13 protein-coding genes are annotated in these 14908 nt (G+C 71.0%); 8 read left to right on the top strand and 5 right to left on the bottom strand.

The genetic code is table 11. The annotated features are described in order from the left end of the window. Positions 1 to 35: 35 nt before the first annotated feature. Positions 36 to 1790, top strand: coding sequence for an acetyl/propionyl/methylcrotonyl-CoA carboxylase subunit alpha (locus ACZ63I_RS22070; RefSeq protein ID WP_469340683.1), 1755 nt, complete (start codon positions 36 to 38; stop codon positions 1788 to 1790). Between the two features lie 5 nt (positions 1791 to 1795). On the opposite strand, the gene ACZ63I_RS22065 is transcribed toward ACZ63I_RS22070, so the two are convergent. Next, positions 1796 to 2215: a hypothetical protein gene (locus ACZ63I_RS22065; protein WP_469340682.1), complete on the bottom strand. Its 420-nt coding sequence runs from the start codon at positions 2213 to 2215 to the stop codon at positions 1796 to 1798. Further along, the gene (locus ACZ63I_RS22060) at positions 2212 to 2724 is read right to left on the bottom strand and encodes an ATP-binding protein (protein ID WP_469340681.1); all 513 of its coding nucleotides are present in this window, start codon (positions 2722 to 2724) and stop codon (positions 2212 to 2214) included. The genes ACZ63I_RS22065 and ACZ63I_RS22060 overlap by 4 nt, the downstream gene beginning before the upstream one ends. Before the next feature lie 165 nt (positions 2725 to 2889). Between ACZ63I_RS22060 and ACZ63I_RS22055 the strand changes: the two genes are divergently transcribed. Beyond that, positions 2890 to 4239 (top strand): hypothetical protein, encoded by a 1350-nt coding sequence (locus ACZ63I_RS22055; protein WP_469340680.1) that lies wholly within the window; start codon positions 2890 to 2892, stop codon positions 4237 to 4239. A 305-nt stretch (positions 4240 to 4544) separates the two neighbouring features. Here the strand turns inward: ACZ63I_RS22055 and ACZ63I_RS22050 are convergent, their stop codons facing one another. Further along, on the bottom strand, positions 4545 to 5525 hold the full coding sequence (locus ACZ63I_RS22050) for a DeoR/GlpR family DNA-binding transcription regulator (protein WP_469340679.1): 981 nt from the start codon (positions 5523 to 5525) through the stop codon (positions 4545 to 4547). Positions 5526 to 5635: 110 nt separating this feature from the next. Further along, positions 5636 to 7075: an NAD(P)H-quinone dehydrogenase gene (locus tag ACZ63I_RS22045; RefSeq protein ID WP_469340678.1), complete on the bottom strand. Its 1440-nt coding sequence runs from the start codon at positions 7073 to 7075 to the stop codon at positions 5636 to 5638. A 136-nt stretch (positions 7076 to 7211) separates the two neighbouring features. On the opposite strand from ACZ63I_RS22045, the gene ACZ63I_RS22040 reads away from it, so the two are divergent. The 3 genes from ACZ63I_RS22040 to ACZ63I_RS22030 all read left to right on the top strand — a co-directional run bounded on the left by ACZ63I_RS22040 (position 7212) and on the right by ACZ63I_RS22030 (position 10382). After that, entirely contained in the window at positions 7212 to 7649 is a 438-nt protein-coding gene (locus ACZ63I_RS22040) for a gamma-glutamylcyclotransferase family protein (RefSeq protein ID WP_041985226.1), read from the top strand. A gap of 113 nt (positions 7650 to 7762) precedes the next feature. Further along, the gene (locus ACZ63I_RS22035; RefSeq protein WP_469340677.1) at positions 7763 to 8593 is read left to right on the top strand and encodes a purine-nucleoside phosphorylase; all 831 of its coding nucleotides are present in this window, start codon (positions 7763 to 7765) and stop codon (positions 8591 to 8593) included. A 139-nt stretch (positions 8594 to 8732) separates the two neighbouring features. After that, positions 8733 to 10382: a phospho-sugar mutase gene (locus ACZ63I_RS22030; protein ID WP_469340676.1), complete on the top strand. Its 1650-nt coding sequence runs from the start codon at positions 8733 to 8735 to the stop codon at positions 10380 to 10382. Between the two features lie 33 nt (positions 10383 to 10415). Here the strand turns inward: ACZ63I_RS22030 and ACZ63I_RS22025 are convergent, their stop codons facing one another. After that, positions 10416 to 11060: a PH domain-containing protein gene (locus ACZ63I_RS22025; RefSeq protein ID WP_469340675.1), complete on the bottom strand. Its 645-nt coding sequence runs from the start codon at positions 11058 to 11060 to the stop codon at positions 10416 to 10418. Between the two features lie 578 nt (positions 11061 to 11638). Between ACZ63I_RS22025 and deoC the strand changes: the two genes are divergently transcribed. Genes deoC through ACZ63I_RS22010 form a run of 3 tightly spaced genes read left to right on the top strand, consistent with a single transcriptional unit; the run spans position 11639 to position 14898 of the window. Then, positions 11639 to 12586, top strand: coding sequence for a deoxyribose-phosphate aldolase (deoC, locus tag ACZ63I_RS22020; protein WP_469340879.1), 948 nt, complete (start codon positions 11639 to 11641; stop codon positions 12584 to 12586). A gap of 1 nt (position 12587) precedes the next feature. Beyond that, positions 12588 to 14018, top strand: coding sequence for an aldehyde dehydrogenase family protein (locus ACZ63I_RS22015; protein WP_469340674.1), 1431 nt, complete (start codon positions 12588 to 12590; stop codon positions 14016 to 14018). Then, a complete protein-coding gene (locus tag ACZ63I_RS22010; RefSeq protein WP_469340673.1) occupies positions 14011 to 14898 on the top strand; it encodes an aldehyde dehydrogenase family protein in 888 nt (295 codons plus the stop codon). Before ACZ63I_RS22015 ends, ACZ63I_RS22010 begins: the two co-directional genes overlap by 8 nt. The last annotated feature ends 10 nt before the right edge of the window (positions 14899 to 14908 follow it).

The raw sequence follows: 14908 nt of genomic DNA, 5'->3' as shown, positions 1-14908 counted from the left end.
TAAACTCAGCTTGTTTTATTTCGGAGGGAGCCATCGTGCGCAAGGTGCTCATCGCCAACCGTGGCGAAATCGCTGTCCGCGTCGCCCGTGCCTGCCGGGATGCCGGGATCGTGAGCGTAGCCGTCTACGCCGACCCGGACCGGGACGCCCTGCATGTCCGCGCGGCCGACGAGGCTTTCGCCCTGGGCGGTGACACCCCGGCCGCCAGCTATCTGGACATCGCCAAGGTGCTCCAGGCGGCGAAGGACTCGGGCGCCGACGCCATCCACCCCGGCTACGGATTCCTGTCGGAGAACGCCGAGTTCGCCCAGGCCGTCCTCGACGCGGGGCTGACCTGGATCGGTCCGCCGCCGCAGGCGATCCGCGACCTCGGCGACAAGGTCGCCGCCCGGCACATCGCGCAGCGCGCCGGCGCTCCCCTGGTCGCCGGTACGCCCGACCCGGTCAGCGGCTCGGACGAGGTCGTCACCTTCGCCGAGCAGAACGGCCTGCCGATCGCCATCAAGGCGGCGTTCGGCGGCGGCGGCCGCGGCCTCAAGGTCGCCCGCACGCTTGAGGAGATCCCGGAGCTGTACGACTCGGCCGTACGCGAGGCCGTCGCGGCCTTCGGCCGTGGCGAGTGCTTCGTGGAGCGCTACCTCGACAAGCCCCGGCACGTCGAGACCCAGTGCCTCGCCGACTCGCACGGCAATGTCGTCGTGGTCTCCACCCGCGACTGCTCGCTCCAGCGCCGCCACCAGAAGCTGGTCGAGGAGGCGCCCGCGCCGTTCCTCTCCGCCGCGCAGACGGCGGAGCTGTACGCGGCGTCCAAGGCGATCCTGAAGGAAGCCGGCTACGTCGGCGCCGGCACGGTCGAGTTCCTGGTCGGCGCGGACGGCACCATCTCGTTCCTCGAGGTCAACACCCGCCTCCAGGTGGAGCACCCGGTCACCGAAGAGGTCACCGGCATCGACCTGGTCCGGGAGATGTTCCGGATCGCCGACGGCGAGAAGCTGGGCTACGACGACCCGCAGATGCGCGGCCACTCCTTCGAGTTCCGCATCAACGGCGAGGACCCGGGCCGCGGCTTCCTGCCCGCCCCCGGCACGGTGACGGTGTTCGCGCCGCCGAGCGGCCCCGGCGTACGGCTCGACGCGGGCGTCGAGTCCGGCAGCGTCATCGGCCCCGCCTGGGACTCCCTGCTCGCCAAGCTGATCGTCACCGGCGCGACCCGCGAACAGGCCCTCCAGCGCGCGGCGCGCGCCCTGGCCGAGTTCAACGTCGAGGGCATGGCGACCGCCATCCCCTTCCACCGCGCCGTCGTCGTCGACCCGGCCTTCACCAGTGACCCGTTCACGATCCACACCCGGTGGATCGAGACGGAGTTCGACAACACCATCCCGCCGTTCGCCCCGCCCGGCGCGGACGACGACGAGGACGAGGCGGGCCGCGAGACCATCGTCGTGGAGGTCGGCGGCAAGCGCCTCGAAGTCTCGCTGCCGTCCCAGCTCGGCATGACCCTGGCCCGCACCGGCCTGGCAGCCGGCGCCCGCCCGAAGCGCCGCGCGGCGAAGAAGTCCAGCGTCGCGGCCTCGGGCGACACCCTCGCCTCACCGATGCAGGGCACGATCGTCAAGGTCGCGGTCGAGGAGGGCCAGGAGGTCAAGGAGGGCGATCTGATCGTCGTCCTGGAAGCCATGAAGATGGAACAGCCCCTGAACGCCCACCGCTCCGGCACGGTCGTGGACCTGGCGGCGACGGTAGGCGCGTCGCTGACGTCGGGCGCGAAGATCTGCGAGATCAAGGACTAGGGACTTCAGCCCCTTCCACCGAAGGCCCCGGGCATCGCGCCCGGGGCCTTCGCGTGGGCGGGCCGCAGATCGGCGAGTTGGTACGTGTGACCGCCGTGATGGCCGACGAACTCGCCGCACGGCTCGTGCGTTTTCTGGTCCGTGGCCGGGCAATCGGGGAGCACCTTCAGTACAGGGCGGGAAGTTTCCTCGGGTTTCCAACGGGCCCAGACGGCTCCCGTCTCGGCGCCGGGAAGCTCCACGACGAACGCGTAGTGCTCGTTGGACTCGTGAGCCTGGAGGAGACAACGGAGATACCTCTCCACGTCCTCTGCTGCCGCTCCACCGTGTGCGGTGGCCAGGGCGACGGCTCGCACGACGAGCGAGGCAGGGAGGGCGATCGTCGCTCCGCAGACCGGGCGGGTGGCTGGGGGTGTGAGTGTCATGGTGCGGCTTTCTGGGGGTGCTTGGATCGACCTTGCCGAGTGGAGTTCGCGGGCCCCGGGGCATCAGGAAGCAGGACCTGTGCCCACACCACCTTGCCTGCGGCGGGTTCGGGGAGCGCGTATCCCCAGGCTTCGCTGAGTTCTTCCACCAGTTGCAGGCCACGGCCGCTTTCCGCGTCCGGCGCGGGCCGCCGGAGGACCGGCGGTCGGCGGTCCTGGTCGCAGACAAGGATGAGGACGTAGCAGGGCCACAGTTGCAGTACGAGGGTGCACGAACTGGTCGCAGGGCAACCTGTGGCTTGCTCCACTTCCGGTGTCGGTCCGGCGTGCCGAAGGGCGTTAGCCGCCAGCTCGGAGATGATCGTGACGGCGTTGTCGATGGTGTCGGCGGGGACCCGCCAGCCTTGGAACGCGGCCGTCGCGTAGCGGCGGGCCACTCGGACCGACTGCAACTCGGGAGCGAGATCCAGGCTGCTGATGAGCGGCCTGTACACGGGAACCACGGTCACACCTCCTCACTCGTTCGGGACGAGCACGGTGCGCACGGGTGGGCTTCGTGTGGTGCTCGTTGTACGCACTACGCAACCGTGTGAACACGCTGAGCGGTACCGTGAAGCGAAGGGGCAACCATGAAAGTCATGAAGCGGCCCGCGTCTCCGGGGGAGTTGGTACGGATGACCCATCCCACCGCGCGTAATCTCGGCCTCGCCGCGTTGTTGGACGAGGCGGACTGGTCCAGGACCCAGTGCGCTCTGGCGGTCAATCGCGCCGGCCAGGAGGCCGGCATGGCTCTTCACTACGATCAGAGCGCGGTGAGCCACTGGCTGAGCGGAACGATGCCGAGGGCCAAGGTGCGGCCGGTCATCGTGGAGGTGTTCGCGCGGCGGCTGAAGCGTCCGGTCACCCTGCGGGAAGCGGGATTGGCGAGTATCGATCCTGTGATGCCCTCCGGAGAAGGGGAGACTGCTGACGATCTCCTCGAACTCGGAAAGGCGGACATGGATCCTTCCCGCAGAGGCGTACTCAGCACGGCCCTCTACTCCGCGGCGCTCGCCGTCCCCGGGTTCCCGGCCCACGAGGGCGTGGACAGGGCGTCCACAGCACGGCCGACCTCACGGATCGGGGACGGGGAAGTCGAGATCGTACGGTCCATGACGGAGCGGATCGCGGACATCCTCGACACCTTCGGGGGCGGCCACGCCCGCCCGATGGCGGCGGCCTTCCTTGTGAACACCGTCTCCCCGTACCTACGGGCGGATGCCAGTACCGCCCATCGCTCCGCGATGCTGTCCGCCGCTTCTGATCTGGTGTATCTGACGGGCTGGATGGCGATGTACGAGCGGGAGCACGGGCTTGGCCAGCGTTACTACGTCAAGGCCCTGAAGCTGGCCGGGGCCGCCGAGGACCACCTCACGTACTGCCGGACCCTGCGGGGCATGAGCCTGCAGGCCGGAAACCTCGGTTACGGCGCCAAGGCGCTGCAACTGGCCGACGCCGCTGCCGAAGCGTCACCCCAGGCAGGACCCCGGCTCCACGCCTTCCTCGCCGGGCAGCAGGCGGCTTCGGCCGCCATGACCGGCGACCGGGCCCAGGCGTTCTCGCGGCTGGAGGAAACCGAGTCGGCCTTGTCCAAGGCCGACTCCCGCAAGGACGCGGTCGGCGGGTACGACACCTCCGCGTTCCTCTTCCACACCAGCACGGTCCTCTACCACCTCGGCGACCTCCCCGGCTCCGTGAAGACCATGCAGGACTGCATCCGCGTCCAGCCCCCGCAGGAACGGCAGGGCCGCGTACACGCCAACGGTCTCCTGGCCCAACGCCAGCTCGAACTGGGCCACTTGGACGCCGCGTGCGCGACGTGGGGGCTCTTCCTGGACGACTACGAGCAGGTGTCGTCCTCGCGCGGGGACGAGCACTTCGACACGATGCGCACCCGCATCCGCACCCATCGCACATCCCGCACGGTCCGCGCCCTGGAACAGCGCGCACGGGAGATCGCGACCCGCAAGGGGGCGGCGGCGTAGTCGAAGCCGTGCGGCCAGACCCGTGGCGCCGGGGGCTGAAGGGGGTTGTGCAGGGGTGGTGTCCGGAGCGTAGAGCGTGATTTGTGGCGCATCTCGGCGGTGGCTCCGCGTCAGGCGAGTACGCGCCGTAAATCATGCAGCGCAGGACACGACCCCGGAACGGCCCCCGGCAACCACCGCAACCACCCCGGTAAGCGACCACCGGTCGCACGGCGACCACGACCACGGCAACGGCGACCGCGACCCGACCCGCAACCCGCGCCGGACGGCGAAGCCGTCGGACAGTGAAAGCCGGACGAGGTACGTCAGCGGCGGCGGAGGTCCGCCACCCGGGCGCCCTGTTCCGTGGCCAGTACCGCGCTGCGCAACTGCGGTACGCCCTGGCCGCCGCCCTGCGTGCGGCGCTGGGCCGGCAGGGGCATGTCGCGCCCGCGCCGGGCGGCAGCGCCCGGTGGTGCGCCGTCGGTCGGGGCCCCTCCCGGGCCGGGGGCGCCGCCGGCCGCGCCAGGACCCGGCACGGTGATCTGGACGCCCTGGTCGGCCAGCGCCTGGAGTTCGGTGGCCGCGCGGTCGTCGCCCGCCGGCGGCTCGTCGGTGACGAGCCTGCTGATCAGGTCGGTCGGCACGGTCTGGAACATCGTGTCCGTACCGAGCTTGGTGTGGTCGGCCAGGACCACCACCTCCGCAGCCGACTGCACCAGCGCCCGGTCGACGCTGGCCGAGAGCATGTTGGAGGTGGAGAGGCCGCGCTCGGCCGTCAGACCGCTGCCCGAGAGGAACGCGCGGCTGACCCGCAGCCCCTGGAGGGACTGCTCGGCCCCGCTGCCCACCAGCGCGTAGTTCGAGCCGCGCAGCGTGCCGCCCGTCATGACGACCTCGACGCGGTTGGCGTGCGCCAGGGCCTGGGCGACCAGCAGGGAGTTGGTGACGACGGTGAGTCCTGGGATACGCGCGAGCCTGCGGGCCAGCTCCTGCGTGGTCGTACCGGCGCCGACCACCACGGCTTCGCCCTCTTCGACGAGGCTCGCGGCGAGGTCGGCGATGGCCGTCTTCTCGGCCGTCGCGAGATGGGACTTTTGCGGAAAGCCGGATTCTCGCGTGAATCCACCCGGCAGTACCGCACCGCCGTGTCTGCGGTCGAGGAGTCCTTCGGCCTCCAGCGCGCGCACGTCCCGCCGTACGGTCACTTCGGAGGTCTGGACGACGCGGGCGAGCTCACGGAGCGACACGGCCCCGTTGGCGCGCACCATTTCGAGGATCAATTGGCGACGTTCTGCAGCGAACACGAAACTGACAGTAACCCCAACGACCGTCTGCTTTCAGCAGTTTGCGCCGATTTACAGAAGTTGCGCACAGATCGGACCGGGCGGTGGTATACGCGTTCCGGGCCGTGAACTCAGACTTCTTCTGCCGTCTTCCGGGTGTGCAACTGCCGTGCCACTTCGGCGATCGAACCCGAAAGCGACGGGTACACGGTGAAGGCGTTCGCGATCTGTTCGACGGTCAGATTGTTGTCGACGGCGATCGAGATGGGATGGATCAGCTCACTCGCACGGGGGGCGACGACGACCCCGCCGACGACGATCTCCGTACCCGGCCGGGCGAAGATCTTCACGAAGCCGTCCCTGATGCCCTGCATCTTGGCGCGCGGGTTGCGCAGCAGCGGCAGCTTCACCACCCTGGCGTCGATCCGGCCGCTGTCGACGTCCGACTGGCTGTAGCCGACGGTGGCGATCTCCGGGTCGGTGAAGACGTTCGACGAGACCGTCTTGAGGTTGAGCGGGGCGACCGCGTCACCGAGGAAGTGGTACATCGCGATCCGGCCCTGCATGGCGGCGACGGACGCCAGCGCGAAGATGCCGGTGACATCGCCCGCCGCGTACACACCCGGCGCCGAGGTGCGCGAGACCCGGTCGGTCTTGATGTGCCCCGACTCCTTGACCTTGACCCCCGCGCCGTCCAGGCCCATGTCGGCGGTGTTGGGGATCGCGCCGACCGCCATCAGGCAGTGCGAGCCCGAGATGACCCGGCCGTCGGAGAGCGTGACCTCCACGCGGTCGCCGACGCGCTTGGCCGACTGGGCGCGGGAGCGCGACATCACGTTCATGCCGCGCCGCCGGAAGACGTCCTCCAGGACCGCCGCGGCGTCCGGGTCCTCGCCCGGCAGCACCCGGTCGCGCGAGGAGACGAGCGTGACGCGCGAGCCGAGCGCCTGGTAGGCGCCGGCGAACTCGGCGCCCGTGACACCCGACCCGACCACGATCAGCTCTTCGGGCAGCTCCTCCAGGTCGTACACCTGGGTCCAGTTGAGGATGCGCTCGCCGTCGGGCTGCGCGTCCACGATCTCCCGGGGGTGCGCGCCGGTCGCGATCAGCACCGCGTCGGCGGTCAGCGACTCCTCCGTACCCTCCGGGGACGTCACGATCACCTGCCGGGAGCCGTCCACCGCCTGCCGCCCGTCGAGCCGCCCCCGACCGCGCAGCACCCGGGCGCCGGCCCGCGTCACGGACGCGGTGATGTCGTGGGACTGGGCGAGCGCGAGGCGCTTCACCCGCCGGTTGACCTTCCCGAGGTCGACGCCGACGACCCGGGCCGCCTGCTCCAGCGGCGGTGTGTCGTCGGCCACGATGATGCCCAGCTCCTCGTACGAGGAGTCGAAGGACGTCATCACCTCGGCCGTCGCGATCAGGGTCTTCGACGGTACGCAGTCGGTGAGCACCGAGGCGCCGCCGAGTCCGTCCATGTCGACCACGGTCACCTCGGCGCCGAGCTGGCAGCCGACCAGCGCCGCCTCGTAGCCGCCGGGTCCGCCACCGATGATCACGATCCGGGTCACGAAAACGTCCGCCTCGGGTTGTCTTTCGGGATGCAGTTCGTACTCCATTGTCCCGCACGCTTCAAGTGGCTTCGCCCCGGGTCCCACCATCCGGGGGTCCGGGCACCCCGGCCGCACCTCCCGTACCCTCGTCCCCATGTCGCTCTACGCCGCGTACGCCGGCAACCTCGACGCGCGGCTGATGTCCCGCCGCGCCCCGCACTCCCCGCTGCGCGGTACCGGCTGGCTCAACGGCTGGCGGCTCACCTTCGGCGGCGAGCAGATGGGCTGGGAGGGTGCGCTGGCCACGATCGTGGAGGCGCCGCGCTCGCAGGTCTTCGTCGCGCTGTACGACATCGCGCCCATGGACGAGGACTCGATGGACCGCTGGGAGGGTGTCGGCCTCGACATCTACCGCCGGATGCGGGTGCGGGTCGACACGCTGGACGGCGAGGAGCCGGCCTGGCTGTACGTGCTCAACGGGTACGAGGGCGGGCTGCCTTCGGCCCGGTATCTGGGCGAGCTGGCCGACGCGGCGGACTCGGCGGGCGCCCCGCACGACTACGTGATGGAGCTGCGCAAACGCCCTTGCTGAGGCGTGTCCGTCAGTAGTTTCGCGGGCGTTTGTAGGAAACGACAACACAACGATCCGAAGTACGTGTGGCCATCATCTACGCGCGTAGGGCATGACCGGCTACCCTCATCCGCGTGAACGCATCTGTTATTCCGGCCTTCGCCGAGGGCCCCGCCGACCCTTATTCCGCCGCCGACGGAGCCGCCGCGCGGCTGCGCGAGCTGTCCGGCGCGCAGACCCATGACATCGCGTTGGTGATGGGTTCCGGCTGGGCACCGGCCGTCGACGCGCTGGGCACCCCCGAGGCCGAGTTCCCCGTGACGGAGCTGCCGGGGTTCCCGGCGCCCGCCGTGGAGGGGCACGGCGGCACGATCCGCTCGTACCGGATCGCCGACAAGCGCGCGCTGGTCTTCCTCGGCCGCACGCACTACTACGAGGGCCGGGGCGTCGCCGCCGTGGCGCACGGGGTGCGGACCGCGGTCGCCGCCGGCTGCAAGTCCGTCGTGCTGACCAACGGCTGCGGCGGACTGCGCGAGGGCATGCGCCCCGGCCAGCCGGTGCTGATCAGCGACCACATCAATCTGACCGCGGTCTCCCCCATCGTCGGCGCGAACTTCGTCGATCTCACGGACCTGTACTCGCCGCGGCTGCGCGCGCTGTGCAAGGAGATCGACCCCGCGCTCGAAGAGGGCGTGTACGTCCAGTTCCCCGGCCCGCACTACGAGACGCCCGCCGAGATCAACATGGTCCGGGTGATGGGCGGCGACCTGGTGGGCATGTCGACGGTGCTGGAGGCGATCGCCGCCCGTGAGGCGGGCGCCGAGGTGCTGGGCATCTCGCTGGTGACGAATCTGGCGGCGGGGCTTTCGGGGCAGCCGCTCAACCACGAGGAGGTCCTGCAGGCGGGACGCGACTCGGCCAAGCAGATGGGCGCCCTGCTGGCCAAGGTGCTCGAACGGGTCTGAAGAACCCCGAACCGGTCCGAAGACCGGCTCCGGAGGGTCTGAAGCGGCCCCGGCGGGGAATGACATCGGGTCCGGGCAGGGACGAACACCGGGCCATTCGCGAGCGGCGCCCGAACGGGCGCGAGGAGGCTTCACCGTCGTGCAGCAGGACATCGTCGCGCGAGCCAGGGCCTGGCAGGCCGAGGACCCGGACAGCGACACCCGCGAGGAACTGGGCCGGCTCATCGAAGCGGGGGATCTCGACGCCCTCGCCGAACGGTTCGCCGGGACCCTGCAGTTCGGTACGGCAGGGCTGCGCGGCGAGCTGGGCGCCGGGCCGATGCGGATGAACCGCGCCGTCGTCATCAGGGCGGCGGCGGGACTCGCCGCGTACCTCAAGGCCCGCGGCGACGGCGGCGGACTGGTCGTCGTCGGTTACGACGCGCGGTACAAGTCGGCCGACTTCGCGCGGGACACCGCGGCCGTGATGACCGGCGCGGGGCTGCGCGCCGCCGTGTTCCCCCGCGCGCTGCCCACCCCCGTACTCGCCTTCGCCGTACAGCACTTGGGCGCCGTCGCGGGCGTCGAGGTGACGGCGAGCCACAACCCGCCCCGGGACAACGGCTACAAGGTCTACCTCGGCGGCGGCTCGCAGATCGTGCCGCCCGCCGACGGCGAGATCGCGGCGGCCATCGCGGCGATCGGCGCGCTGGACACGGTCGCGCGGCCCGAGGACGGCTGGGAGATCCTCGGCGAGGACGTCCTGACGGCCTATCTGGAGCGCGCGGGCTCGGTGCTGACGCCCGGCACGCCCCGCACCGCGCGCGTCGTCCACACGGCGATGCACGGCGTCGGCACGGAGACGTTCCTCGCGGCCTTCGCACGGGCCGGTTTCCCCGAGCCGGTGCTGGTGGCCGAGCAGGCCGAGCCGGACCCGGCCTTCCCGACGGTCGCCTTCCCCAACCCGGAGGAGCCGGGCGCCATGGACCTGGCCTTCGCCACGGCCCGCGCGGCGCGTCCCGACCTGGTCATCGCCAACGACCCGGACGCCGACCGGTGCGCCGTCGCCGTACCCGACGACACGGCCGAGGCCGGCTGGCGCAGCCTCAGCGGCGACGAGGTGGGCGCGCTGCTCGCGGCGCACCTCGTCCACAAGGGCGTGACCGGCACCTTCGCCGAGTCGATCGTCTCGTCCTCGCTCCTCGGCCGGATCGCCTCGGCCGCCGGGCTCGGGTACGAGGAGACGCTGACCGGCTTCAAGTGGATCGCCCGCGTCGAGGGGCTGCGGTACGGGTACGAGGAGGCGCTCGGCTACTGCGTCGACCCCGACGGCGTACGCGACAAGGACGGCATCACGGCGGCGCTACTCGTCGCCGAACTCGCCTCGGAGCTGAAGGCGACCGACCGTACGCTGACCGATCTCCTCGACGACCTCGCGGTCACCCACGGCCTGCACGCCACCGGCCAGTTGGCCGTCCGGGTCAAGGACCTGTCGCTGATCGCCGACGCGATGCGCCGGCTGCGCGAGCAGCCCCCGGCCGAGCTGGCGGGGCTGCGGGTCGTCTCGGCCGAGGACCTGGCCGAGGGCTCGGCGGAACTGCCGCCGACGGACGGGCTGCGCTACCGCCTGGAGGGCGCGTACCGGGCCCGGGTCATCGTCCGCCCCAGCGGGACGGAGCCGAAGATCAAGTGCTATCTGGAGGTGGTGGTCCCGGTGGCGGCGGCGAGCGAACTCGACACGGTCAGGGCGGCCGCCGCGGACGTGCTTGCCGGGCTGAAGCGGGACCTGGCCGCTGCGGCGGGTCTCTGACCCGAAGGCTCCGGTCGGGCCCCGGCCCGTGGCTCAGCCCGTGAGGAACAGCACGATCATGACGACGAGCCCGGCGGCGCTCGGAGCGATCAGCTCGTACGCCCAGCGCACCACCGGAGCGCCCTGCGCACCGGGCCGCTCGGCGCCCCGCTCGGCGAGCACGCGCAGATCGACCACGGCCTGGTCGGCGAGCGCGAGCTGCGCCTGCGCCGCGTGGTCGACCCGGGGCCGCGCCGAGGTCCTGTTGTACGGGTCCTGCGGTACGTCCTGCGGGGCCCGTGCCAGGCGCCGCGAAGCGCGCTTGCGCTGCCGCAGCGAGACGGGCACGGCCCACATGGGGAACCGCCCGCCCTCGACCTGCACGTCGGTCGTGTACCGCGCCTCCACCCCGGTGACGGCGGCCCACGGGACGGTGATGGTGCGGAACGGGTTGCGGATCCGCAGCAGATCGGCGCCGGCGAAGACGGCGGGCCGCAGCGTGTACGCGAAGATCAGCGGCACGGCGAAGATCAGCCCGGCGAGCGCGATCCACGGGGCGCGCCCGCTCCCCCGGACGAGCGCGTCACCCCCGAGCCAGAACGCGAGCACAAGCAACAGCACACCCCCGGCGAGCCCGGCACCGGACCGGAAGACGCGATCGGCGTAGGTCGGCGGGGAGGCGGGGTCGGGGGTCGTCATACCCCGATTCTGCCGCATCGCCGTCCGGCGGGGGGTGCGGGTCTTGGCTGGCCCGCTTGTCCGGCGCGGTCGGGGTGACCGGTCTTGGTTACGGTTGTCGCCGGGGGCCGTTCCGGGGTCGTGTCCTGCGCTGCACGATTTACGGCGCGTACTCGTCCCACACGCGGTGCACCCGGACATGCGCCGCAAATCACGCTTTACGCTCCGGACACCACCCCTGCACGACCCCCTTCAGCCCCACCGCCCGGATCGGGTGCTCCCGGCCACCGGCCGCAAGGGGCCGGGCGCCCACGCCAGGGGCGTACCCCCGGCCCGCACGAGCCCAGCCACCCGCGCCCACGTGGACGGGCGCACGGGACCGCCAACGGGAGGGGGCCGGGGTCGCAGGAGGGGGGTGTCCGGACGTAAAGCGTAGGAGCGCTAGCGATCGAGCAGTCCGGACACCCCCCTCCGGAGACCCCGGCCCCCGGCACGGGCAACGACAACAGCAACCAAGACCCGCCAACGCAACCGCGCCGGGAAGACGAACACCCCCCTGTACATTCCGCTACGCGCGTAGATATGCTCGGGTGGTGACCATGCCGCCACCCGCACCCCCGTTCACCGACGTGACCACGTCCGACAGCTCGCTCCGTCGCTTCCTGCACGGGCTCCCCGGCGTCGACCCCGTCGGCCTTGAGGCGCGTGCCGCTTCGCTCGGTACGCGTTCCGTCAAGACCACGGCCAAGGCCTACGCCATCGACCTCGCCATCTCGATGATCGACCTGACGACGCTCGAAGGCTCCGACACCGCCGGTAAAGTCCGCTCGCTCGCCGGCAAGGCGATGAACCCCGACCCCACCGACCGCACCGCCCCCAGAACCGCCGCGCTCTGTGTCTATCCGGACATGGCGGCGACAGCCGCAGCCGCGCTCAAGGGGTCCGGCGTCAAGGTCGCCTCCGTCGCCACCGCGTTCCCCGCAGGGCGCGCCTCGCTCGACGTGAAGCTCGCGGACACCCGCGACGCCGTCGCCGCGGGCGCGGACGAGATCGACATGGTCATCGACCGCGGCGCGTTCCTCGCCGGGCACTTCCTGAAGGTGTACGAGGAGATCAGGGCCGTCAAGGAGGCCGCGGGCGCGGCCAGGCTCAAGGTGATCTTCGAGACCGGCGAGCTGTCGACGTACGACAACATCCGCCGCGCCTCCTGGCTCGGCATGATCGCCGGGGCGGACTTCATCAAGACCTCGACCGGCAAGGTCGGCGTCAACGCCACCCCCGCGAACACGCTGCTGATGCTGGAGGCCGTGCGCGACTTCCGGGCGCAGACCGGGGTGCAGATCGGGGTGAAGCCGGCCGGCGGCATCCGTACCAGCAAGGACGCGATCAAGTTCCTGGTGCTGGTCAACGAGACCGCGGGCGCCGACTGGCTGGACAACCACTGGTTCCGCTTCGGCGCCTCCAGCCTGCTCAACGATCTGCTGATGCAGCGTCAGAAGCTGGCGACCGGCCGGTACTCCGGCCCTGACTACGTGACGGTGGACTGACATGGCATTCGAGTACGCACCCGCACCCGAGTCCCGCTCCGTCGTCGACATCGCGCCGAGCTACGGCCTGTTCATCGACGGCGAGTTCACTGAGGCGGCGGACGGCAAGGTCTTCAAGACGGTCAGCCCGGCCACGGAGGAAGTCCTCTCGGAGGTCGCGCTGGCCGGGGCTGCCGACGTGGACCGGGCGGTACGGGCCGCCCGCAAGGCGTTCGAGAAGTGGTCGGTGCTGCCGGGCGCCGAGCGTGCGAAGTACCTGTTCCGGATCGCCCGGATCATCCAGGAGCGCTCGCGCGAACTGGCGGTCCTGGAGACGCTGGACAACGGCAAGCCGATCAAGGAGACCCGCGACTTCGACCTGCCCCAGGTCGCCGCGCACTTCTTCTACCACGCGGGCTGGGCCGACAAGCTGGACCACGCCGGGTACGGACCCGACCCGCGCCCGCTGGGTGTGGCGGGGCAGATCATCCCGTGGAACTTCCCGCTGCTGATGCTCGCGTGGAAGATCGCACCCGCGCTGGCCACCGGCAACACCGTGGTGCTGAAGCCCGCCGAGACGACTCCGCTCAGCGCGCTGTTCTTCGCCGACGTCTGCCGGCAGGCGGGCCTGCCGAAGGGCGTCGTGAACATCGTGACGGGTGACGGCAGCGCCGGCGCGGCGCTGGTCGAGCATCCGGACGTCGACAAGGTCGCCTTCACCGGGTCGACCGCCGTCGGCAAGGCCATCGCCCGGCAGATCGCGGGCACGCGCAAGAAGGCCACGCTCGAACTGGGCGGCAAGGGCGCGAACATCGTCTTCGACGACGCGCCGATCGACCAGGCGGTCGAGGGCATCGTCACAGGCATCTTCTTCAACCAGGGCCAGGTCTGCTGCGCCGGGTCGCGGCTGCTCGTACAGGAGTCGGTCCAGGAGGAGTTGCTGGACTCGCTGAAGCGGCGGCTGTCCACGCTGCGCGTCGGCGACCCGCTGGACAAGAACACGGACCTCGGCGCGATCAACTCCGCCGAGCAGCTCGGCAGGATCAGGACGCTGACGGAGCAGGGCGAGGCGGAGGGCGCGGAGCGCTGGTCGCCGGAGTGCGAACTGCCGTCGTCGGGTTACTGGTTCGCGCCGACCCTGTTCACGAACGTCACGCAGGCGCACACGATCGCGCGGGACGAGATCTTCGGTCCTGTGCTGTCGGTGCTGTCGTTCCGTACGCCGGACGAGGCGGTGGCGAAGGCCAACAACAGCCAGTACGGGCTGTCCGCCGGCGTCTGGACGGAGAAGGGTTCGCGGATCCTCGCGGTCGCGAACAAGCTGCGGGCGGGCGTCGTGTGGGCCAACACGTTCAACAAGTTCGATCCGGCGTCGCCCTTCGGCGGTTACAAGGAGTCGGGCCATGGCCGCGAGGGCGGTCGGCACGGCCTGGAGGCGTACCTAGATGTCTGAGTCACGACTGACCGTCTTCAAGACCTACAAGCTGTACGTCGGGGGCAAGTTCCCGCGCAGCGAGAGCGGCCGGGTGTACGAGGTGACGGACTCCAAGGACAGGTGGCTGGCGAACGCGCCGCAGTCGTCCCGCAAGGACGCGCGTGACGCGGTCGTGGCGGCGCGCAAGGCGTTCGGCGGCTGGTCGGGCGCGACCGCGTACAACCGCGGTCAGGTGCTGTACCGGGTCGCGGAGATGCTGGAGGGCCGCAGGGACCAGTTCGTACGGGAGGTCGCCGAGGCGGAGGGCCTGTCGAAGCCGAAGGCCGCTGCGGCGGTGGACGCGACGATCGACCGCTGGGTCTGGTACGCGGGCTGGACGGACAAGATCGGCCAGATCGTGGGCGGGGCGAACCCGGTCGCTGGTCCGTTCTTCAACCTGTCCACGCCCGAACCGACCGGCGTGGTCGCGGTGCTGGCCCCGCAGGACTCGTCGTTCCTGGGCCTGGTCTCGGTGCTGGCGCCGGTGATCGCGACGGGCAACACGGCGGTCGTGATCGCGAGCGAGCGGGCGCCGCTGCCGGCGCTGTCGCTGGGCGAGGTGCTGGCGACGTCCGACGTCCCGGGCGGCGTGGTCAACGTCCTGTCCGGCAGGACGGCGGAGCTGGCCGCGCCCCTGGCGGCGCATCAGGACGTCAACGCGATCGACCTGGCGGGCGCGGACGAGGCGCTCGCGAAGGAGCTGGAGATCGCGGCGGCGGACAACCTCAAGCGCGTGCTGCGCCCGGCCGACGAGGACTGGCTGACCGACCCGGGCACCCACCGTATGACGGCGTTCCTGGAGACGAAGACGGTCTGGCACCCGACGGGCGCCCTGGGCGCCTCCGGCTCGTCGTACTGAGCGCGTAGCC

It is taken from the genome of Streptomyces sp. NPDC087906 (genome assembly GCF_055584925.1).
Note: the sequence above shows the minus strand (reverse complement) of the source record. Positions and strands in the feature narration are given on the sequence as shown.